11 protein-coding genes are annotated in these 24,303 nt (G+C 43.1%); 10 read left to right on the top strand and 1 reads right to left on the bottom strand.

Annotated features, from left to right (window positions below):
- The first annotated feature begins 232 nt into the window (after positions 1 to 232).
- On the top strand, positions 233 to 2,689 hold the full coding sequence (locus Q0590_RS12520) for an outer membrane beta-barrel protein (RefSeq protein WP_302037887.1): 2,457 nt from the start codon (positions 233 to 235) through the stop codon (positions 2,687 to 2,689).
- A 40-nt stretch (positions 2,690 to 2,729) separates the two neighbouring features.
- Complete coding sequence (locus Q0590_RS12515; protein ID WP_302037886.1) at positions 2,730 to 4,106, top strand: S41 family peptidase; 1,377 nt, start codon at positions 2,730 to 2,732, stop codon at positions 4,104 to 4,106.
- A gap of 87 nt (positions 4,107 to 4,193) precedes the next feature.
- Here Q0590_RS12515 and Q0590_RS12510 read toward each other — a convergent pair whose 3' ends face one another.
- Complete coding sequence (locus tag Q0590_RS12510) at positions 4,194 to 4,715, bottom strand: DUF7935 family protein (protein WP_302037885.1); 522 nt, start codon at positions 4,713 to 4,715, stop codon at positions 4,194 to 4,196.
- Between the two features lie 140 nt (positions 4,716 to 4,855).
- Here Q0590_RS12510 and Q0590_RS12505 point away from each other — a divergent pair, with 140 nt between their 5' ends.
- The 8 genes from Q0590_RS12505 (at position 4,856) to Q0590_RS12470 (ending at position 24,240) form a co-directional block, all read left to right on the top strand.
- The gene (locus tag Q0590_RS12505; RefSeq protein WP_302037884.1) at positions 4,856 to 5,176 is read left to right on the top strand and encodes a HesB/IscA family protein; all 321 of its coding nucleotides are present in this window, start codon (positions 4,856 to 4,858) and stop codon (positions 5,174 to 5,176) included.
- 221 nt (positions 5,177 to 5,397) lie between these two features.
- Positions 5,398 to 9,546 carry a hybrid sensor histidine kinase/response regulator transcription factor gene (locus tag Q0590_RS12500; protein WP_302037883.1) on the top strand — a complete coding sequence of 1,383 codons (4,149 nt, stop codon included), beginning with the start codon at positions 5,398 to 5,400 and terminating at the stop codon, positions 9,544 to 9,546.
- Positions 9,547 to 9,613: 67 nt separating this feature from the next.
- Positions 9,614 to 12,964 carry a VCBS repeat-containing protein gene (locus Q0590_RS12495; RefSeq protein ID WP_302037882.1) on the top strand — a complete coding sequence of 1,117 codons (3,351 nt, stop codon included), beginning with the start codon at positions 9,614 to 9,616 and terminating at the stop codon, positions 12,962 to 12,964.
- A 917-nt stretch (positions 12,965 to 13,881) separates the two neighbouring features.
- The gene (locus Q0590_RS12490; RefSeq protein WP_302037881.1) at positions 13,882 to 17,091 is read left to right on the top strand and encodes a SusC/RagA family TonB-linked outer membrane protein; all 3,210 of its coding nucleotides are present in this window, start codon (positions 13,882 to 13,884) and stop codon (positions 17,089 to 17,091) included.
- Between the two features lie 35 nt (positions 17,092 to 17,126).
- Entirely contained in the window at positions 17,127 to 18,782 is a 1,656-nt protein-coding gene (locus tag Q0590_RS12485; RefSeq protein ID WP_302037880.1) for a RagB/SusD family nutrient uptake outer membrane protein, read from the top strand.
- A 100-nt stretch (positions 18,783 to 18,882) separates the two neighbouring features.
- On the top strand, positions 18,883 to 20,151 hold the full coding sequence (locus Q0590_RS12480; RefSeq protein ID WP_302037879.1) for a glycan-binding surface protein: 1,269 nt from the start codon (positions 18,883 to 18,885) through the stop codon (positions 20,149 to 20,151).
- 293 nt (positions 20,152 to 20,444) lie between these two features.
- Positions 20,445 to 22,313, top strand: a complete 1,869-nt coding sequence (locus tag Q0590_RS12475; RefSeq protein ID WP_302037878.1) for a T9SS type A sorting domain-containing protein — start codon at positions 20,445 to 20,447, stop codon at positions 22,311 to 22,313.
- An 85-nt stretch (positions 22,314 to 22,398) separates the two neighbouring features.
- On the top strand, positions 22,399 to 24,240 hold the full coding sequence (locus Q0590_RS12470) for a glycoside hydrolase family 9 protein (RefSeq protein ID WP_302037877.1): 1,842 nt from the start codon (positions 22,399 to 22,401) through the stop codon (positions 24,238 to 24,240).
- Positions 24,241 to 24,303 lie beyond the last annotated feature (63 nt).

Genomic DNA, 24,303 nt, shown 5'->3' with positions numbered 1-24,303 from the left:
CTGGTAGCAATGGTTTCCTGGATGGTTAACTGGTGGTTATACCGGACTAAAGCAAAAACCAGATAGGATAAGCTGTGTCTTTTTCGCTGGCTACTCGTCTCAATAAAGCCTACCTATCTATCTGCAACAAACTTATAGCCATCCATTTTCGCATTTTCATGCGATTGTGCAGCGTGACTTTTCCTGCCAACTTTGTTGTAGAAATTAACTGACACACTTCGCACCCTATCTTATGAAAACTTTATACACATACATTGGCCTGTTTGCCTGGCTGACTCCTTTGCTACTCGTGGTGGCTATAGTACCAGGCAAAGCACAAACGAAAGCAACCGTGCAAGGCGTAGTAACTGATGCAGCAGGCAAACCCCTGGAATTTGTAACTATTCTTCTGGTAAAATCAACAGATTCATCGCTGGTAAAAGGTTCCATCACCACTACTGCCGGACAGTATGAAATTGAAAATGTAGTACAAGGTTCCTATCTGGTAGCTACTTCCAGGCTGGGCTACGAAAAGGTATATTCTAAGGAATTTAGTTTGCATGAAAACCAATTGACCTACACCGTTCCTGCCCTTATCATACGGGAAGATGTAAAAGTATTGGCAGCCGTGGAAGTAAAAGCTACCAGACCTTTTATTGAACAACAGGTAGACAAAACGGTGATGAATGTAGAAAACAGTTTGGTATCTGCCGGAGGAAATGCCCTGGAAGTACTGGAGAAAGCCCCGGGTGTAGTAGTAGATGCCCAGAATAAACGCATCACCATGAAAGGCCGGGAAGGAGTACTGATTATGATAGATGGGAAGCCAACTTATTTATCAACTACAGAAGTAATGAACCTATTGCGTAGTACGCCAAGCAATAGCATCAACAGCATAGAAATTATTTCCAACCCTTCTGCTAAATATGATGCAGCCGGCAACTCAGGAATTATCAATATCCGCTTGAAACGGAACAGTAGCCAATATGGCATGAATGGGAATGTAGCCCTTGGTGGGGGTTATGGGCGGTTTCCTAAAGCAAACACAGGTATCACCCTAACTATGCGTCAGGGAAATCTGAGTATGATGGGCAATTATACCTATGATCACCGTGAAGGGTATGGGGCTATAGCCATCGAAAGGCACTTTCCAGAAAACCCGGCGGCGGCTCTGGTAAAGCAGCAGGGCTACCGTCCCAATCAGACCAAAGGACATACCTTTAAACTAGGCGCAGACTACACAATGGGTAAGAAAAACACGTTCGGCGTTCTTTTACATGGCATCGTGAATCATGACAAGGCTGATATACAAAATGAAAACCAGGTTTTTACAAATACTTCTGTCTTACAATCAGTCTCCAAAATGACCAACACTACTGACAGACGCATGCAACGAATAGCCACAACTATTAATTATAAGCACACATTCGACAGCACTGGCCGGGAACTCACCGCAGACGCTGATTATTCAGTGGTAAACATACGTCCTACGGATAATTTAATTACCAGCTTTTTTAATGCCAGCGGCGAAGAAACGGCACCTACCTTACTTCAGCGGACAATCCCCCCTTCATACGTATACATCCGGGCTGCAAAAGCCGATTATGTGCATCCGATCAACAAGCAAACACGGCTGGAAACAGGCTGGAAGAGCAGCTACGTAACATCAGATAATGACGTTCGCTTTGAGCAACTAGAAGAATCTACCTGGCAGGTTGATCCGGACCGCACCAATCATTTCCTATATAAAGAAATTATTCATGCTGCCTACATGAATGGTAATATCACTTGGAAAAAGTGGGCTGTACAGGCTGGCTTACGTGGCGAACAAACACACTCCATCGGCAATTCAGTGACGTTACATAAAGTGGTTGACCGCACGTATCTAAACCTGTTTCCCAGTGCTTTTCTCACCTACAGCATCCATGAAAAACACCAGATACGGTATTCCTATAGCCGCCGGATAGACCGCCCAAATTACCTCAACCTCAATCCTTTCATCTATGTAATGGACCCCTATGCCTACTATCAGGGCAATCCGTATCTGAATCCGCAATACACCAATGCTTTGCAACTAGCTTATACCTGGAAAGGAGCTACCACTGTAAGTATTGGCTATAACCACACAAAGGGAGTAATTACAAGCGTAACTGAGCAAAATGATGAGACAAAAGTTACCAAACAAACCGTAATCAACCTGGATGAACTAACTAGCCTGGATCTGAACCTGAGTTTTCCTGTACAAATAACCCGTTGGTGGAACAGTCATCAAACTATCAATGTGTTCAGAAACCGCTACAACTCCCATTATCTGGGTCAACAACTGGATAATGGCCGGTTATCCGGCAACTTCTCTACCAATCATTCCTTTCTCTTACCGGGAGGCTTTACTGCAGAACTGAATGCCTGGTATAATGCCCCTTCCGCCCATGGATTATCTCAAATGAGAGGTTTTGGCCAGGTAAGCATGGGCGTACAAAAGCAATTGTGGGATAAAAAAGCTACAGTACGAGTAAATGTAACCGACCTATTCCTGACAGCCCCTGTGAAAGGAGTAATAGCCTACCAGAATATGGATATTCGCTTCCGTTCCTCGTATGAGAGCCGCACAGTACGGGTAAACTTTACCTACAACTTTGGAAATACAACTATCAAAGCCCCCGGCAACCGTAGATCAGGAGCCGAGGAAGAACAAAACAGAGTGAACTAATTACAACAGGTAACCTCCGCTACGATTAATCAACATACTTATGAAACGACATACTTTTTTTGACAAGCTACTTCTCTTCGCATGGGTGCTTGCCGCAAATTTCGCAAATCCACCAGCCAGCCAGGCCCAAGATCTGGATGCCACTGCCCGTACACATGCTATTAAAAGTGTACTCCGCTGCCTTCAGGAAAATTATATTTATCCGGATATAGCCGCCAAAATGGAGAGAGACATTGTAAGCCGGGCTGCTAAAGGAGAATATAACCACATTACCGATGGCAACCTGTTCGCTCAACGATTAACCAGAGATTTACAAGCCATCTGCCATGACCTACACGTAAATGTTACTTATTCAGCGCAAGTACTGCCTCCGGAGCCCAAACACCTGACACTGTCTCCACAGGAAGCCGAACATATGCGGCAAATGTTGGCTAAAGAAAATTTTGGCGTAGCTAAGGTAGATATCTTGAAAGGCAACCTGGGCTATATTAAATTTAACTTACTGGCACCACCCGACCTGGCGGCAGAAGTGTATGCTGCTACCATAACCTATGTATCGAACACAGATGCGCTGATTATTGACTTACGGGAATGTGGCGGAAGCATCTCTCCAGATGCTATTCCTATGCTCTGCTCTTATTTCTTTAAAGACCCGGTACACCTGAATGATATTTACTGGCGGCACGAAGATAAAACCCGCCAGTTCTGGTCATGGGCTTATGTGCCAGGCAAACGGTATTTGGATAAACCTATTTATGTACTCACCAGCCGCAGAACATTCTCCGGAGCTGAAGAATTGGCATATGATCTAAAAAACCTGAAAAGAGCTACCATTATTGGAGATACCACCGGGGGTGGAGCTAACCCGGGAGGCACACGCCGGGCTAACGACCACTTTATGGTGTGGGTGCCTTTTGGCAAAGTAACTAACCCCATTACCAAAACAAACTGGGAAGGTACTGGCGTAACACCCGATATAGCCGTACCAGCTTCTGTAGCCTTACATACCGCTCAAACCACAGCTTTAACAGAAATCCTGAATCCTAAAAATGACCTGGCAGATGGCGCAGCAGCAAGCAAGGCTACAGGAACGATGGATGAGCAATGGAAAAAGGTAGTGACTACTGAACTGGCTACTCTTGAAAAAACCAAACCTCAGATTAAGCCCGTCACGTTTACTTTAAAAGGATATGAAAAAGCCAAAGAAGTAATGGTAGCCGGGTCTTTCAATTACTGGACGCCCAGAACCCATATAATGAAACGCAAAGGAGATACATGGCAAGTGCAAGTTCCCCTAGAAACCGGTAACCATAGCTATAAATTTGTAGTAGATGGCGAATGGATTACCGATCCTGCAAATCCACAAACAGAAGCAGATGGCAGTTACACCAATTCTGTGCTGACTGTTAAAGAATAAATAAAAATAGCTAAAAAGCCGGCTGCAATTGAAAAGTATCTTCAATGGTAGCCGCCTTTGTGTTAGGAGCAGTAGCCTTAGTTAAGCTTAAAATACTTGCCGGATTTCATCTTTAATATAGCGAAGCGCTCCACCCGACGGATCTAAATCTTGCTGAATAATACGGTCGAATATAGCTTTAGCCAGATCAATGCTTTTTCCATCAGCGGCTACTGAACTGGCTGCACTATTAATTATTGTAATTATCTCTTCCATCGCTGCTTTTATCTGCTGCCAGGCCCGGTCACTCATATACACCTGCTGCGACAAATTATGATGGTACTCTTCCCGGATTTCCGCCAGCAGCAACTGATGCAGGTCATTGGCAGACAGCATACTGTTATTGAGCCGTAGGATAAGGTTATTAGGCGATATTCTTTCCAGGAACAAGCACATCCGTTCGTAGGCCTGCAACCGCACGGGGAGTACAATTTCTGTGTTTTTTAGCTTAATATCTATTAATTTTCTTTCAAACTCCTTATTTAAAAAAGCCCTGACTGTCAAATACATTGCGTACAATACAATAGCTGCCGGCAACAAAATTTTAATTAGTTCTTCTACTATTTCCATGCGTATTTCCTGAATGAGAATTTATTTGGCTAAATATACGTTTCAAATGTAAAAATTTTTACATCATACACCATATATAAGCTGGATTCTTGCCTGTTTATTTAGCCAGCGTACCATTTTACTTATTAACAGCTAGTGGCATGAGCATTCTTGTATCAGATAAAAAAATTCCGGTAAGTATTACCCCCAAAGCTATTTCGTATATAAAAGACATTATGCAACAGAAAAATATCTCGCCTGATGAGTATGGCTTGCGGGTAGGTATTAAAGGAGGCGGTTGTGGCGGAACTTCGTTTTTACTTGGGTTTGACAAAGCCAAAACCGGAGATGAAGCCTATACAACAGAGAATGTGTTGGTATTTATTGAAAAAAAGCACGTAATGTATGTCTTGGGCCTGGAAATAGATTTTGAAGAAGGCGAAGAAGAATCCGGTTTTGTATTTAACAATCCAAATGCATAGCAACAGCTAGCTGCCACACCTGATTCTCTATACAGCACATATCACCATACGACTGGCCGCCCATTAGTTAGTAATTTTCATACTTTCAATTAAATCTACAATCATTCGTATATTGCACACTATTTTTTCTGTGGAAATGTAATTTTTGCTACACACAGCGTGTTACTTTTCTGCCATCCTGCTTAATGGATGTACCAGCTAAAATAGTGCTTCGCTCAATTATGGTATACCGTATTCTTTTCGCCTGCCTGCTCAGTTTTTCTCTGTTCCCTTTATTTGCTCAGCAAGCTTTATATCAGTTTTCCAGAGTTGGCATTAATGAGGGCTTATCAAACAATCAGATTAACTGTATTATAAAAGACGATAAAGGCTTTATGTGGTTTGGAACCATGTCTGGCCTGAACCGCTACGATGGCTACAGCTTTAAAACATTCCGGCACAACCTGAGCGACTCCACCTCGATCAGTGATAATTACATTATTGGAATGTTTCCCGGCCCGGATAATAAACTATGGGTCAATACACGCAATGGCATTAGCATCTATGATCCGCTGAAAGAATCGTTTGACAACACAGCCGGCCTTGCGCTTAAACAGTATGCCATTCCCAATGTATCGGTTACGGCGATAGTGAAAGGCAAGCGGGGAAACTATTGGTTTGTAACCGGGCAGGATGGCATCTATAAGTATACTACTGCCACTAAAACTACCTTAGCCATTACAAACAATCCAGGTGATAGCTTATCTATTGCAACCAATGAGGTAGCCGCCATGGCAGAAGCAGATGCACAGTATGTATGGCTAATCCACCGGAATGGGATTTTAGAAAAACTAGACAAACAAACACATACCGTTGTTTACCGAAACCGTACGCTTGCCCAAAAATATCCGGATCAGTTGCAAGCGTATAATCTATATGTCGACACGGATGGAGACCCCTGGGTATATGTAACAGGAGAAGCAAATGGGCTGTTTTATTTCAACTGGAAGAAAAACACCTTCACGCATCTACATAAAAAATCTACGGTTGCTCAGCTGAACGAAGATATTGTCAGGAGTGTAGTGCAGGATGAACAAGGCTTGCTATGGATAGGAACAGACCATGGAGGCGTTAACTTGCTAAACAAAAAAGATTTCACCATTAGCTATTTGCTTCATAATCCGGATGATGAAAAAAGCCTTAGCCAGAATAGTATCTATGTGCTGTATAAAGACAATACCAATATTATATGGGTAGGAACCTTTAAAAAAGGTATTAGCTATTATCACGAAAATATCATCAAATTCCGGCTTTTTAAAAACCATGCTTCTAATCCCCTGAGTCTGCCTTATGAAGATGTAAATGACTTTGCAGAAGATGCCAAAGGTAATTTATGGATAGGCACCAATGGAGGCGGCCTCCTATATTTCGACAGGCAAGCCAACCGTTTTGTTCAGTACATGCACAACCCGGCCAATACTAATAGCTTGAGTAATAATGTTATTGTGAGCTTGTATCTGGATGCTAAACAAACCCTATGGATTGGCACCTACTTCGGCGGTCTGGATAGGTTTGATGGAAAAACATTTACGCATTATACCCATAATCCGAATAACCCAGAAAGCCTTGCTGACGACCGGGTGTGGGACATTTACGAAGATTCTCAAAAAAGATTGTGGGTAGGTACGTTGGGAGGAGGCCTATCCATTCTGAACAGAAAGGCAAATACGTTCAGGCATTATAAGATGGATGAGGCAAATTCTATTCACTCCAATCATATTTCAGCCATTACCGAAGATAAGCAAGGCAATTTGTGGGTGGCTACGGCCTATGGAGTAGATGTATTGGAAAAAGATTCTCAAAAATTTACGCATTATGTAAATACTGGCAACGATTCCAATGGCTTAAGTCATTACAATACCAATACCGTATTTGAAGACAGCCAGGGCAGAATCTGGATTGGCACCAACGACGGCCTCAATCTGTTTGACCCACAAACGAAAAGCTTTAAAGTTTTAAAAAAAGAAAATGGCCTGCCCGATAATACGATATTAGGTATTCTGGAAGATACGAAGCAGAGTATCTGGCTCAGTACCACCAACGGCCTGTCTAACCTTACGATTGGAAAAGCTCCGGGAGCAACAGATACCTCTTTCCGGTTCAGAAATTATGACGAAGCCGATGGCTTGCAGGGTAAAGCGTTTAACAACAGAGCTGCTTTCAGTACTAGTACCGGTGAACTCATTTTTGGCGGACCTGGCGGGTTTAATATTTTCCGTCCTGGCCAATTGGAGGTAAATAAACAGGTGCCCCAGCTGGTATTTACAGATTTTCAGATTTTCAATAAAAGCATAGCAGCCGGCGAAATAACCCGCGGACATACCGTGCTAGACAAAGCAATTACCTATACCCAGGCTATTAATTTGCCTCATACAGATAATGTTTTTACCATTGAATTTGCGGCTCCGAGCTTTTTTCATCCGGAGAAAAATAAGTACATGTACCGGCTACAAGGTTTTAAAGAAGAATGGCTGATTACTGACGGGACCGAAAGAAAAGCAACGTTTACTAACCTGAATCCTGGTAAGTATGTGTTCCAAGTAAAGGCTGCTAATAACGACGGCTACTGGAACCGGGAAGGAATAGCCTTAGAGATAAATGTACTTCCACCTTTCTGGAAAACACCCTGGGCCTTTGCCGGATATATCCTGTTAATTATAGGCGCTTTGTTGCTAGCCAGAAAAATAGTGGTAGAACGCACCAAAATGCATTTCCAGCTGGAGCAGGAACGGCAGGAGGCCCAACGGATGCACGAGTTGGATATGCTCAAAATCCGCTTCTTTACCAATGTGAGCCATGAATTCCGCACACCGCTCACCCTTATTCTTACACCCCTGGATAAACTGATTAAAAACACCCTAGATCCTGAGCAGCATAAACACCTTACCCTGATCCAACGGAATGCCCGGCGCTTATTAAACTTGGTGAACCAGTTACTGGACTTCCGCAAACTGGAGGTACAGGAGATTAAATTAACTACTAGCCAGGGAGATATTATTAGTTTTATCAGAGAGGTAGCTTCTTCTTTTTCAGATTTGTCAGAGAAAAAAAACATCCGCTTTACTTTCCAGGCAACGGTTGCAGAGTTTATTACCTTTTTTGATGCCGATAAGCTGGAAAAAATCTTGTTCAATTTATTATCTAATGCCTTCAAATTTACGCCAGAACAAGGCAGCGTTACCGTATGGATTAATCCGAAAGAAACTGATACCTATAACTGGCTGGAAATAAAAGTAACAGATACTGGCATAGGCATTCCGCCGGAAAAGCAGGAAAAGATATTTGAAAGCTTTTTTCAGCATGAGACGCCTGGTCATCTTGTAAACCACGGAAGCGGCATTGGCCTGGCGATTACTAAAGAATTTGTAAAAATGCACGGGGGCACCATTACAGTAGAAAGTGTCCCAGAAAGAGGCAGCACCTTTACTGTGCTGTTACCGCTTCAGAAAGTAGCTGAACCTGTGGCTATTCCTGCGCTTATACCGGAAGAAATACACTTGCTGGCGCCAGTTGAAGAAAATGATGAGAAAGATGCTTTACTGTACGCCAATGGCCAGAGCAAAAAACCATTAATTCTGCTGGTGGAAGACAATGAAGACTTCCGCTTCTACCTGAAAGACAACCTGAAACACAAGTATACTATTATAGAAGCAGCACACGGAAAAGAAGGATGGCGGCAGGCCGTTACCCAGGTACCAGACCTCATTGTAAGTGATGTAATGATGCCGGAAATGGATGGCATGGAGTTGTGCAGGAAAATTAAAAGAGATCCACGGACTTCACACATTCCGGTTATTCTCTTAACGGCCCGGGCTGCAGCAGAGCAACAGATGGAAGGGTTGGAAACCGGGGCCAACGATTATATAACCAAACCGTTCAACTTTGAACTGCTTATGTCCCGCATTAAAAACTTAATTGCCCAGCGGGAGCAAATCCGCAAAACCTTCCAGAAGCAGCTAGAAATTAATCCGAGTGAAGTAAATATTCCGTCGCTGGATGAAAAGCTAATTCAGAAAACCCTGGCCTTAGTAGAAAAGAATATGAGCAATGCCGACTTTTCTGTGGAAGAACTAAGCCGGGAACTAGGCATGAGCCGGGTGCACCTGTACAAAAAACTGCTTTCCCTGACAGGGAAGACGCCAATTGAATTTATCCGGACGGTGCGCCTGAAAAGAGCTGCCCAGTTGCTGGAAAAAAGCCAGTTAACCGTATCGGAAATAGCCTACCAGGTAGGGTTTAACAATCCCAAATATTTTACCAAATACTTTAAATCCGAGTTCAACCTGATTCCCTCTGCCTATATAGCGCAGAAAAGAAAACAGGAAGTATAGGAGTATTTCCATGTATAGTCACTTCCCCATTAACAAACGATTCCCCGAAATTAGAATGCACTTGCCAATGTTTAGGACCCTGCTTATTTGGGCTGCAATAAGTATAGGATTGCTCGGTTGCCAGAAAAAAGCGGAAACACAGGAGCAACAAAATCCTGTAGAAAAAGCGGCTACTTCTCCTCCTTTATTTACGTTGCTGCCTCCGGAAAAAACCCATGTTACGTTCAGCAATATCATCAAAGAAAATCCTTATGGCAATATACTTATGTACCAGTATTTCTATAACGGGGGCGGCGTAGCTGTAGGAGATATCAACAATGATGGCTTACAGGATATATACTTTACCGGAAATATGGTTCCTAACCGCCTGTATCTCAACAAAGGCAATATGCAGTTTGAGGATATTACAGAAAAAGCCGGAGTGGCCGGAAGAAAAAATAACTGGAAAACTGGCGTAACCATGGCCGATGTAAACGGCGATCAATTACTGGATATGTATGTGTGTTATTCTGGAAACATGCCTGGAGAAGCCAGAGTAAATCAATTATTTATTAATCAGGGAACGGATGCAGCAGGCTTGCCGCAGTTTACCGATATGGCTTCCCACTATGGCCTGGCCGATTCCTCCTTCAGTACACAGTCCTCTTTCTTTGACTACGACCGGGATAACGACCTGGATATGTTTCTGCTCAACCACAACCCAGAGCTATTCCGCAACTTAGATGATATTAGCATCACTGAGAAACTAAAGCAAAAAGAATCCAGTATCCGGGTGAAGTTATTCAGAAATGAGAATGGAAAGTTTGCAGATGTGTCGGACAAAGCTGGCTTTTTTGGCTCTGCTTTTACTTATGGCTTGGGGGTAGCCATCGCCGACATTAACACCGATGGATGGCCAGATATGTATATTTCCAACGATTACTCTGCTCCGGATTACTTATACATCAACAATGGCGATGGCACCTTTACCGATCAGTTGAAGCAAAGCATGGGACATACGCCACTCTATTCCATGGGGAATGATATCAGTGATATTAATAATGATGCATTGCCAGATGTATTTACCCTGGATATGCTACCAGAAGACAACCGCCGGCAGAAACTCCTTTTTGCTCCAGATAATTACGAACACTTCGATTTATTTCTGCGGGTAGGGTTTCATTATCAATACATGCGGAATATGCTCCACATTAACAATGGCAATGGTACCTTCAGTGAAATTGGCCAGCTGGCAGGTATATCTAACACCGACTGGAGCTGGGCTCCGCTATTTGCTGATTATGATAATGACGGATGGAAAGACTTGTTTGTGAGCAATGGATTCTTGCGGGATTTTACCAACATGGACTTTATTAAATTCAGAAGTTCGTTTTATCAAAGCGGGCAAGTTGACCCGGAAGGCGTATTGGCTTTAGTAAATAAAATTCCCTCCTCCCAGGTAAACAATTACATCTTCAAGAACAATGGCAACCTCACCTTTAGTAATCAGGGAAAAGCCTGGGGAATAAATATACCTTCTAATAGCAATGGAGCTGCCTATGCCGACCTGGATAACGATGGAGACCTGGATCTGATAACAAATAACATTAACCAACAGGCTTTTATCTATCAGAACCAGGCAAATACGCAGCTTTCAAAAAATAATTATCTGCAACTCAAGCTGGAAGGGGAAGGAAAGAACACCGCAGGGTTTGGAGCCAAAGTAGTTTTATTTATAGATGGGAAAAAACAATATCAAGAGCAAATGCCCTCCAGGGGTTTTCAGTCCAGTGTATCCCCGGTGTTGCATGTTGGATTGGGAGAAAATACGTTAATAGATTCCTTACAGATTATCTGGCTAAGTGGAAAACAGCAACTTCTTCGGAATATTCAACCCAATCAATTACTTAGTTTACAAGAAAAGAATGCTACCTCTACATATCGTTTTCCGGCTACTACCTCTCCTATTCTGGCTGAAATAAAATCCCCTATTTCTTTTACCCATCAGCTAACACCTGTCAATGATTTTAAACGTCAGCCACTAATGGTGAATCCTTTATCTTTTCCCGGACCTTGCCTGGCCAAATCGGATGTAAATAAAGATGGTCTGGAAGATGTATTTGTGGGAGGTAGCCGTGGCCAGGCAGGCAGGGTATATCTTCAGGCTAAAAATGGAAAGTTTATACCTACACCTATACCAGCTCTGGAAACAGACAAACTGTCGAACGATGCAGATGCCCTTTTCCTGGATGTAAATCAGGACACTTATCCAGACCTGTATATAGTTAGTGGAGGGTACGATACCTATTTGCCAAATGATTCTTTGTTGCAGGACAGACTATATTTAAATGATGGGAAAGGCAATTTTACCAGAGATAAACAAGCTTTACCTGCTATGCTGGAAAGTAAAAGCTGTGTCCGGGCCACAGATGTAAACAAAGATGGCTACCCAGATTTATTTGTTGGAGGCAGGGTAATTCCGGGGCGTTACCCGGAAACGCCTCAAAGCTATTTGCTGATCAATAATGGAAAAGGGCAGTTTATGGATATGACAGCTGAACTAGCTCCGCAACTCCAAAAACTTGGGATGGTGACCGACGCCGCCTGGCATGATTTAAATGGAGATATGCAAGCAGAATTAATTGTGGTAGGCGAATGGATGCCCGTTACTGTTTTTGCAAATACAAATGGGAAGTTTACGAATGCTACGCAAACCTATTTTGATAAGAACTACCGTGGCTGGTGGAATAGCCTCCAGATAGATGATTTTAATGGCGACGGCAAATCTGACCTGATTGTGGGAAATTTAGGCTTGAATTCTCAGTGTAAAGCCTCAGATACAGAGCCAGCAGAATTGTATTACAAAGATTTTGATGATAATGGCTCGGTTGATCCCATCCTGTGTTTTTATATACAAGGCAAAAGCTACCCTTATGTTACCCGCGACGAGTTGTTGGATCAGGTAAGTAGCATGCGGACCAGGTTTGCCGACTATACTAGCTATGCCAGTGCTACACTTACCGATATATTTACTCCGCAAGAAATGAAAGGAGCTGGCCATTTAACTGCCAATCAATTACAAACCACTCTTTTTATAACTAATGCACAAGGGAAATTTGAGGAAAAACCTTTGCCTATAGAAGCTCAGTTTGCACCTGTACATACCCTTATTTCCTTTGATTATAATCAGGATGGAAAGAAAGATCTGCTGCTTGCAGGTAACATACAGCATTCCCGCCTCCGGTTCGGAAAGTATGATGCCAGTTATGGAACCCTGCTCCAGGGAAATGGCAACGGACAGTTCAGCTATGTCCCGCAAGGCAACTCAGGCCTAAAACTATCTGGCGATGTTAGGAGCAGTATAATGCTGGGTAATAGTATCCTTTTTGGTATAAATGGCGAGCAAGTAAAAGCTTACCAGGTCAAAGGAATTAAGTAATTACATAAAAGCCCACAATATTTTTTATTTGAGTCATTACTTTTAACATTTTATACCCTTGATATAGTGATATCGCCCCCTGTTGAATTAAGGAAAACGGCTAGTTTTAGATAATTAACTATTCTACTAGCTACCTTCAATAGTATGTTTGGAAACCGATACAAACGGGCGGGAAGTTTATTCTTAGCACTAGAGATTTTGCTTTATGTACTCATCACTGGCGTTATTATTTTCATTTTTGTTATGTAGCCTTTCTTTATACTATTTTTATTATCTCGCTCATTTATAAGCTATTACGTCTTGCTCCCTGCAAGCTAAGCTGCTCTTTTTACCTTCCATGCATTCTTTCGGCTCATTTTAGCCATAACTCCCCTTCTGTTAGCACCAATACTATTAGCATCTATGGCCTTTCATAGTAATACATTGCCACAAGCAATGTACCCTTATTCTTTTCTCATATAACATCTTCAAACAATACTATTTTTTACAAGCTGTTAACATTTTATACCTCTTTTCAAATCATTTGCACCCCTCCAGTTAACATTTTATACCCTAAACAGGTGCTTTTTATAAACCTGGCTCTGGAATAGATACCCTAGTTTTGTATTAAAATAAGAAAGTATTGCACTATTATTTAACAACAACAGCACGCATAAGTAGGATGAAAGCAGCAGTCAATGTATGCAGCACGATACAGCTACAAGCTCATGCTACTTTAACCAGACCAATAGCCTATGTATTTACAGACTATCTCAATCAGGCAACTCTTTATATGCGGATTAGCGGATAGCTATTCCTTACAATAAACTCACTTTAACCAATAAATATTTATCCAATCAACCTTAATCAATACCCGAACAACCAAATACAGGAATGAAATAATGAATAACATCTCTTATAATCTAAACCCAAGTTGTATGGTAAAAAACATGTACCAAAACAAGGATAACCTCCGTAAAGCTCTTGTTTTACAGCTCTCGCATGTGTGGAAATTTACAACGCTGCTATTGGTAATACTTTTTTTGCATAGTTATACCAGCCAGGCACAATCCAGATTAGCAGGCAAAGTAACGTCCACACTAGATAACCAGCCCATTCCAGGGGTGAATATTGTAATTAAAGGCAGTACAACCGGTACTACCACTGATGGTAATGGGGATTTCAGCATAGAAACGAAAAGTGGAGATGTGCTGGTGGTCTCTTTTATCGGGTATCAGACAGAAGAAGTAGCCGTAACTAACCAGACCCGTCTGGATATACAGTTAGCGGAAGATATAACCACCTTAGGCGAAGTAGTAGTAGTGGGCTATGGGGAGCTAAAACGGACTGATATCACCAGTGCTCAGACGACCATCAGCGCCAAAGAAATACAATCAACGGTAAACACTACTATTGAGCAAGCCATTCAGGGAAGAACAGCTGGTGTGTATGTAACTCAGAACACCGGGCAGCCTGGTGGTGGTATCTCGGTTAATATCAGAGGGATTAACTCAATTAATGGTAGCAATGAACCGTTATATGTTATTGACGGGGTACAAATTGCACCTCCCACAGTACAATATGGTGCCAGAAGCTCTACTAACCCTTTGGCTGGTCTGAACCCGTCAGATATTGAATCTATGGAGATTCTGCAAGGCCCTTCGGCTACTGCTATTTATGGTTCTAGAGGTACCAATGGGGTAGTGCTTATTACCACCAAACGTGGAAAAGCCGGCCAAATGAACATCAATTATGGTTATACATTCTCTTTACAGGATAAACCAGAGTTTTTATCTACAATGGATTTGCAGCAGTATGCGACCATGCATAATGCTATCCGGACACTTACGGGAGGCACTTTAACTACAGAATTTCAGGACCCTTCTATTCTTGGAAAAGGTACTAACTGGCAAGATGCCCTTTTTAAAAGAGCACCTCTGCATAAACACCAGCTTAGCTTAAGCGGTGGGAGTGAAAAAACGACTTTCTATCTGTCAGGTGAATATTTCGATCAGGAGGGTGTAGCTACTGGCTCTGCTTTCGACCGGTATTCTGTGCGGTTAAACGTAGATAACCAGACCCGTAAATGGTTAAAAATAGGAACTAACTTAAACTTCAGCCAGACCAATGAAGAGCTGGGTACGTCTCAATCAGATGTAATCATCAATGCGCTGCAAATGGCACCCAATATTGCCGTAGTGAATCCGAATGGAACCTGGGGCGGCGCCGATGCTACCAATGGAAGCAGTACACAATTTACCCCGCCTAATCCAATTGCGCTGGCAGAGTTGATTCAAAACAACTTTAAAAGAAGAAACTTCCTCGGTGGAGTTAACGCAGATGTAACTATTCTGAAAGGGCTGACCTTCCGTACCTCATTCAATGGAAATATTGGCTTTAATAACTCTGTTTTCTTCACCCCTACCTACCAGTTAGGATCTGTCGTAAACAGTACGGCCAGCTTAGAACGCCGTAACGAAACCAATACCTATTGGAACTGGAACCAGTTGCTGCAATACACCAACCGTTTCGGTAAACATGACATTAACCTGATGGCTAGCCATGAATCGCAGGAATCATTGTGGGAAAACATTTATGGTAGCAGAACAGGGTTTGTTTCCAACGATTTAATAGAGCTTACTTTAGGCAATCCATTAGGACAGCAAAATGGCAGCGCCAGAGGGCAGTGGGCCATGGAATCGTATTTAGGCCGTGCAGTCTATTCTTTTGCAGATAAATACATTGTGCAAGGTGCTTTCCGCGCCGATGGTTCAGCCAACTTTGGTCCGGAAAACAGATGGGGCTTCTTCCCTTCCGTATCCGTAGCGTGGCGTGTAACGCAGGAGCCGTTTATGGAGGCCATGCCTTTTATCAATGAGTTAAAATTACGTGCAGAAACAGGCTTAACTGGTAATCAGGGCGATGGTGGCCGTATATTCTCTCCTCTGGGTGCTGTAACTACTCCGTGGGGTTCTGGCTTCCGTGCCTCCAGATATGGTAATGCCGGCCTGCAGTGGGAAGAGACCCAAACAAATAATATAGGTTTCAACCTGAGTATACTGAACAGCCGCGTACAAGTAGAAGGTGACTTTTATGTAAAAAATACCGACAACCTGTTGATGGAAAATCCATTGCCATGGTATATGGGTACATCTGCAGAAGGTTCCATTGCTCCTCCTACCGTTAATATTGGTGCGCTGCAAAACAAAGGCTATGCGTTCACTTTAAACACTATCAACGTAGACAATGGCCAGGTAAACTGGACAACAAACTTCAACGTATCTGGTTTCCGCACAAAAGTTACTGAGTTTTATTCCGAAGCAGCCTTCCTGGACAGAACTTCCTGGTGGATGTCTAACTGGACACAAAGAGCAGTAGTAGGTCAGGCTCCCTGGTTAATGCGTGGCTATGTAGCCGAAGGGTTATTCCAGTCGGTAGAAGAGATTAATGCCAGTGCAATACCTACCAGAAATGGCGAAAGATTACCAGTTGATCCTAGCGGTGTATGGGTGGGCGATATTAAATACAAAGATTTGAACGGAGATAATGTCATTGATGAAAGAGACCAGACATTTATTGGTAATCCATGGCCGAAAGTGACACTAGGGTTGACGAACACTGTTAGTTATAAAGGTTTTGAATTAACTGCCCTGCTGACCGGTGCGTTTGGCAACGATGTATACAATTATATCCGCTTTGTAAACACCAATCCGAACCAGATCAACCTGGGCCGCAACATGCTGGCAGAAACCTTTGACTATGCAAAAGTAGAAGGGGAAGGTACATCGGCTTATATATCAAACCCAGGTACCACTGTTCCCAGAATTACCAGTACAGATGCTAATGGCAATGGAGTGAGACATTCAAGCAAATTCATAGAAGATGGCTCCTATGTACGGGTCAAAAATTTACAGCTTTCTTATAACCTGCCTAAGAGCTTATTGGGTGTGCAAAATGTAGTACAAGGCGCACGTGTGTCTTTCGGGATACAGAACCTGGCCACCTTCACTAAATACAAAGGCATGGACCCTGAAGTAGGTGCTTATGTAGGAAATAACGTATCGGCTACTACTCAATCTATCGGTCTGGACTATGGCCGCTACCCGCTTACCAGAATGTATACCTTTAATATCGGTATTGATTTTTAAAGCTAATTCAACTCAACAAGATGATAAAATCGAACATGAACTATAAAAGATATTTTGCCGGTCTTCTCTTTCTGGGCCTCCTTACCGGCTGCTCGGATGAGTTCTTGGACAGACCGCCATTAGATACGGTAGTAGATGCCAACTACTACAAAACCAATGACCAGGTGTTAGCCGGTACAGCTCCTTTATATAACGAAGTGTGGTTTGCCTATAACGACAAAGCGTCTCATGGTATTGGCGATGCCCGGGGCGGGGTACTTTTCTCCGGCTCGTACCAGCTAGCCAATGTGCAGATGAATACTACCGGAGATACCGAAGAAAACAACAACTCCTGGCGGTCTTTCTACAACATTGTTGGGCAGTCTAATACGGTAATTACGAATATTAATAAATATGCCGGCGATGCCGTATCCACTGATATAAAACAGCATGCCATAGCTGAAGCCCGTTTTATGAGAGGATTGGCGTATTCATACTTGGTGCAAAACTGGGGGGCTGTGCCTATTATCGAAAACAACACAACGCTACTAACAGATACAACCATTGCCAGAAACACGGTAGAAAGTGTGTGGCAGTTTTTAATCCGCGATATTCGTTTTGCTGCGGAAAACCTGCCAGTTTCATCGCTACAAACCGGCCGCCTGAATAAGTGGGCAGCCGAAGGTATGCTGGCAAAAATGTACCTGACCCGCGCTGGTGTAGGCATGAGTGGCACCCGCCGCCAATCTGACCTGGATAGCGCCGCCTACTTTGCCAAACGCGTAATTGACAACAGTGGTAAGTCGCTGATGCAGAACTATGAGGATTTATTTAAAACAGCTAATAACAACAACTCCGAAACGCTGTTTGCGCTGCAGTGGAAATACGATGGCAACTGGGGCACCCAAAATAGTGTGCAAGCCTATCTAGCTTACGGTTCTAGCATTACCGGTTTCGGCGATGGCTGGGGTGGCGATATTGGCGCTTCTAAATTTATGCTTGAGCAGTACGAAGATCTTTCCAAAGACGAGCGCAGAAAAGCTACCTTCATGCTACCAGGCGACCATTACAGCTATATCCATGAAGAAGTAGATGACCCCGACAAACCAGGCTCTAAAAAGATTGTAGAATTAACCGTAAAGACAGATAATAACAATACGGCTGATTTCAGAAGCAGAGCCCATGTAAAGAAATACGTTGTAGGCCGGCCGGAAGACAACGGTGGCAAGGTACAGCAACAACGCACCGAAATACAGACTTATATGCTGCGTTTAGCAGACGTATACCTGATTTATGCAGAAGCCATACTAGGTAACAATGACGTATTGGCTCCTGGTGAAGCACTGAATTACTTTAATCTGGTACGGGCCAGAGCAGGCTTAGCTCCAAAAGAAACTGTTACCTGGGAAGACATCCATAAAGAAAGATTGTTAGAGTTTGCGATGGAAGGCCAAGCATGGTATGAATTTGTACGCCTGCATTACTACAATCCGCAACTGGCTTATTCCAAACTGAGCACACAGGACAGAGGTAACTTCAATGTTGCCCCAGACAGCAAAGAAAACCCTACTTCCTGGACAATAACCAGTGTGGGTACTAACCAGCGGACCTTCCCGGTTAGCCTGAATAATTTCATTATTCCTATACCAACAACTGAACTGTCCAGGGCTCCGAACTTACGCAAAGAACCTATACCCTACACATTTAAATAAGCTATTTTGAGGTAGTAATAACCTATTAACTTATAAAAGCCTCCGGAATTCAGCCATCTTAACAACTGGCGAAATCCGGAGGCAAAACCCAGAAAAATTTATGAAACACCTTATCGTAACCCCCTTACATAGAATAAGCTACCTTTTGTTATTCTTGCTTGGAGGTTTGTTTATATTCTCTTCCTGCAAAGAAGAAGATCCAACTGAACCCAGAGAAGCATCAGGTCCGCCTTCCATTACAGCTATCCGGACAACCAATCCGGCTGCGGCAGATAGTTTGTTTACTCAATCTACGTTAGGTTCTACCATTGTAATCGTAGGAAATAATCTGGCAGCAACCCAGTATGTTTCTTTCAATGGCTACCAGACAACTATCAATCCGGTATACGCCACAGAAACGCATTTGATTGTGCGGATTCCTGATCTGGTTCCTACGGTAGCTACATCTGCCAGTGTATCTAATGAGTTGAAAGTGGTAAATAGCGCAGGCGAAGCAACTTATGCCTTTACTGTACTACCTCCTGCACCAGTGATTAGTGCCATTAGCAATGAATTTGCGAAAGAAGGCGAAACCATTACGCTGTTTGGGCAATACTTCTACTTTGTAAAAGAAGTAACCTTCCCAGGTGATGTGGTAGCTACTGAAATGACAGCGAATGACCCTACCGGCAGAACCATGACTGTAAAAATACCTGCAGGGGTAAATCCAGCTCAGGGAGATGTAGTAGTCACATCTGAAAGTGGAACGTCTGCTGCTAGCCGGAGAACCAAGTTGTTCAACAACGAAGGCATTATCCATAACTGGGATGATGTAAATGCCTTTGGCTGGGGCTTAGATGCTGGCAAAGCTGTAGTAACCTCTGCGCCTGGTATAAATGCCATCGACAACAAATTCGGCCTGATAAGCCAGGTAGTCCCAGGCGGATGGGGATGGAACAATGATAAAGTGATCAGCATGAGCAACTATAGTACAAACCGCTTAATTCCGGAAACTACTTCACCTAAATATGCGGCGGATGCCCCAATCTCTAACTTCGATCTGAAAATGGAAATTGCTGCCTCAGGCGGTGGCTCTTTAGAAGGGTTAGAATTACTTGTATGGATACCTGGAACACCTGCTGGCACCGTTGAGAAATTGGTTAAACTGACAGATTTTGTGCGCAGCACCGATGGCAAATGGTATACCATGAGTGTACCGTTAGCAGACTTGGCTGCTTCTGCGGCTGATGGCGGTGGCAAGCTTACCAAATATTCTGACCTGAATCCGAATGAGATCCGGATTGTGATTCAAAATCCGACAGCCAATGGTATTCAGGCAACCTTAGCCCTGGATAACTTCAGAATTGAAAACATGGTAGTACGCCAGTAAAGGATTCAGCTTCCATATAGTCTTAAAAAGATTTGTAAGAAAATATCATAGTTAAATGTGTTATAAGTGTTGACTCAAAATATAACACAACCAGACTGCCAGGGCTGCTTCGACTCTGGTAGTCTTTATTTTTTAACAGCATAGCTTTCTTTGAGTAGTCACACAACTACGTCGGACCTCCTGGGTATGCGTGTTTAAAAGGATTATTTACTTCATCGCCTGACATCTTCTGTATGTTAAAAAAATACTACCTTTTTGTTTTGCTACTCCTGATTAGTCAACACCTACCTCTTTTGGCTCAACCTACCCAAGGCTTTTTCCTGGATGATTTTAAGCCCAAAAATGCAGTTATTCCTCCATATACAAACTTCGCCCCTCCTGCTATGAGTCCTACGGCAACTATTACCATAAACTGTACGGATACACTGGCCAAAGTATCTAAATATATTTTTGGTACCAATGCCAATGTCTATATGAGTCAAATGGTAGATCAGCCAGATTTGCTAAACCATATTCAGACACTTTCACCAAATATTATCCGCTTCCCAGGCGGCAACCTAAGCAGTGTTTTCTTCTGGGATGCCTCCAAAGACCAGCTCCCGGCTGATGTACCAGATACCTTACTAGATGTGGAAGGGAAAAAATATAGTAACTATTACTGGTTTGGAAAGAATACCGAAAGCTGGACACTTTCTTTAGACAATTATTACAAAATGCTGGAGATGACTAGCAGCACAGGTATTATTACTGTTAATTATAGCTATGCCCGTTATGGCACCGGGCCAACTCCTGTACAAACAGCTGCTCATTATGCCGCTGAGTGGGTACGGTATGATAAAGGAAGAACCAGGTATTGGGAAATTGGAAACGAAAATGCTGGTACCTGGCAGGCTGGCTACCGGATAGATACCAGAAAAAATAAAGATGGACAGCCAGAAATTATTACTGGTGAATTGTACGGCCAGCACTTCAACGTATTTGCCGATTCTATGCGGGCAGCGGCGGCTGAAATAGGAACTACAATTCATATTGGTGCCCAGCTCATTCAAACGGAACCTCCCAGCTGGGATACGCAGGTAAATAAAACCTGGAATGCTGGCTTGTTTAAAGCCATTGGCAATGCAGCCGACTTCTTTATTGTCCACAGTTATTATACCCCTTATGGGCAAAATTCCACACCCGATCAAATACTGAGTACGCCTGGGCTGGAAAGCCGGGCCATTATGGACTATATTAGCAAAAGTATACAAACGGCAGGTGTAGCTATGAAACCAGTTGCCCTTACTGAATGGAATATTTTTGCGGAAGGCTCCAGACAATATGTTTCGTATATTAATGGCATACATGCGACTATGACCTTGGGCGAACTAATCAAAAATAAATATGGCATGGCCAGCCGCTGGGATTTGGCGAATGGCTGGAACAATGGCAACGACCATGGCATGTTTTCGCAAGGCGATGAACCTGGAAACGTGCCCAAATGGAATCCAAGGCCGGTATTTTATTATATGTATTACTTTCAGAAGTTCTTCGGCAATTACCTGGTTACTTCATCCACAACAGGCAGTAGTACTATTGTAGCCTATGCCTCCATATTTGACTCCGGACAGGCAGGGGTAGTAATCGTAAATAAAGGAAATACCGCAGAAACCGTTGCCCTGGATTTACAGAATTTTGGCTATGGCAACCGGTATTATGTATATTCACTTACCGGAGGCCAAGACAATGGCAATTTTTCTCTGAATGTATTGGTAAATGGCCAGAGATCTCCTTATGCAGCTGGTGGCCCGGCTACTGTGGAAAATATTTCTGCTCTATCGGCTACTATGGAAAATGGGATAAAGGTTGCCGCCCCGGCAAGGTCAGTGCACTATGTATTAGTCGAAAATGGCAATGGCTCTCCTTTGGCAATAGACAAAACAGAAACAACCTATCTACATGTATTTCCTAATCCCTCCGGTAATCAGTTTACAATAGATTTACCAGAAGGAAAATTCTCAAAAATAGAGATAGTAGATATCCATGGAACAATCATCTATAGTCAGCCCCTCTTGGCCAATCAACATCAGCTTAATTTGCATACACAGCTAAAACCAGGAATTTATCTGGTCAGGCTACATAGTTCTAAACATGTTCATATAGCAAAGCTACTTATACAATAAGCAGATTGTTTGCTAACCATGTATGCTTATTTAAAAAATCATTATAAAAACGTAGATTCAGACACAACAACCTAATATACCTAAAATGAATATTTTTTTCTTCTTCAGAAAATTACTGCCAATAATGGTGTTGGTTCTCTTTATCAGCCATTTTAGCATAGCACAGCAAACTAGCACTCCGGCTAATCAATCGCAAAAGGCTACACTCTCCGGACAAATCCGGCTAAACCAGATAGGCTTTTACCCATCGGGTCCTAAAGTGGCTGTAGTGGCTGCTGAGGCTGGTAACACATTTTATATAACTACCATAGACCTTCGGAAAACAGTTTTTACCGGAAAGTTGACCGAGCCACGCACTTCTGAATTTTCTGCTAAAAAGACACGCATTGCCGATTTTTCTGCTCTTACTACCCCAGGCTCCTATGTGGTATACATTCCGGAGATAGGCCATTCATACCCCTTCGAAATCAAGTCAAAAGTACACCAGGAGGTAGCCAAAGCTTCTATCAAAGGATTTTATTTCCAACGGATTTCTACTCCACTACCTGAGCAATATGCAGGCAAATGGCAACGTCCGGCAGGGCATGTACAGGAAGATACCCAGGTACTAATCCATCCTTCGGCTGCCACTACTCAACGGCCGGAAGGCACCAAAATTTCTGCTCCGCTTGGCTGGTATGACGCCGGAGACTACAATAAATACATTGTCAACAGTGGCATTACTACCGGCACCTTACTTTCATTGTATGAAGATTTTCCCACGTATTTTGATACCCTGAAACTGAACATTCCAGAGAGCAATAACAACCTTCCCGACCTGCTCGACGAAACCTTATGGAATCTCCGCTGGATGCTGGCCATGCAAGATCCAAATGACGGAGGCGTATATCATAAGTTAACCAACCCTAGATTTGATGGCATGGTAATGCCAGAAGAGGCTAAAAACCCCAGGTATGTGGTACAGAAAAGCACTCCAGCAGCCCTGGATTTTGCAGCTGTAATGGCGCAGGCAAGCCGCATTGCCAGAAAATTTCCTCAAGCATTACCTGGGTTGGCAGATTCGTGCCTCACCGCTGCTACCAGGGCTTGGGACTGGGCACGCCAGAATCCGGCGGTTCTATATGACCAGGAAGCCCTGAACAAACAGTATGACCCAGATGTAAGCACAGGAGCCTATGGTGACAAAGATGTAACAGATGAGTTTATATGGGCAGCCTCAGAACTATACATTACCACAAAAAAAGACAGCTATTATCAGGCGGTTCCCATATTTCCGGATACACAAATGCCTTTGCCATCCTGGGCACAAGTACGCTTACTGGGTTATTATACATTGGCCAGGTTTGAGAAGGACTTAACGCCTGTTGCAAAAAAAGATTTTCCTCAGTTAAGAAAGCAGCTAGTACAATTTGCCGATGAACTGACAGACGGAGCTTCGAAGCGTTCGTATGCCACGGTTATGGGAAAATCTGCAAAAGATTATATATGGGGGAGTTCAGCTGTGGCAGCTAACCAGGGTATTGCGCTTATTCAAGTGTACCGGCTTACTGGCGATAAAAAATATTTAGACTACGCATTAATCAACCTGGATTATTTAGTAGGTAGAAATGCCACAGGGTTTTCTTTTGTGACTGGTTTTGGAGATAAAACGCCTATGCATCCGCACCATCGGCCATCCATTGCCGATCAGGTAGAGGAACCAGTACCCGGTTTACTTTCCGGCGGGCCAAATGCCAATGCCCCACGTCAGGATAAATGTACCACGTATACGTCCACTATTGCAGATGAAACTTTTACTGATGATGACTGCTCGTATGCATCCAATGAAATTGCCATTAACTGGAATGCCCCGTTGGCCTATTTAGCCTCTGCCATAGAAGCCTTGCAAAGCAAAGCGGGATATAGTTCAGGCAAAGAAAAACCTTAGAGCTCTCATACCAATCAGAACTAATTTTGCTTCCGTTAGTTTAGTAGATATAAAGCTTAAAAA

It is taken from the genome of Rhodocytophaga aerolata (genome assembly GCF_030503435.1).
Lineage (GTDB): Bacteria > Bacteroidota > Bacteroidia > Cytophagales > 172606-1 > Rhodocytophaga > Rhodocytophaga aerolata.
The sequence above is the reverse complement of the archived record's forward strand: the minus strand, read 5'-3'. Positions and strand labels throughout refer to the sequence as shown.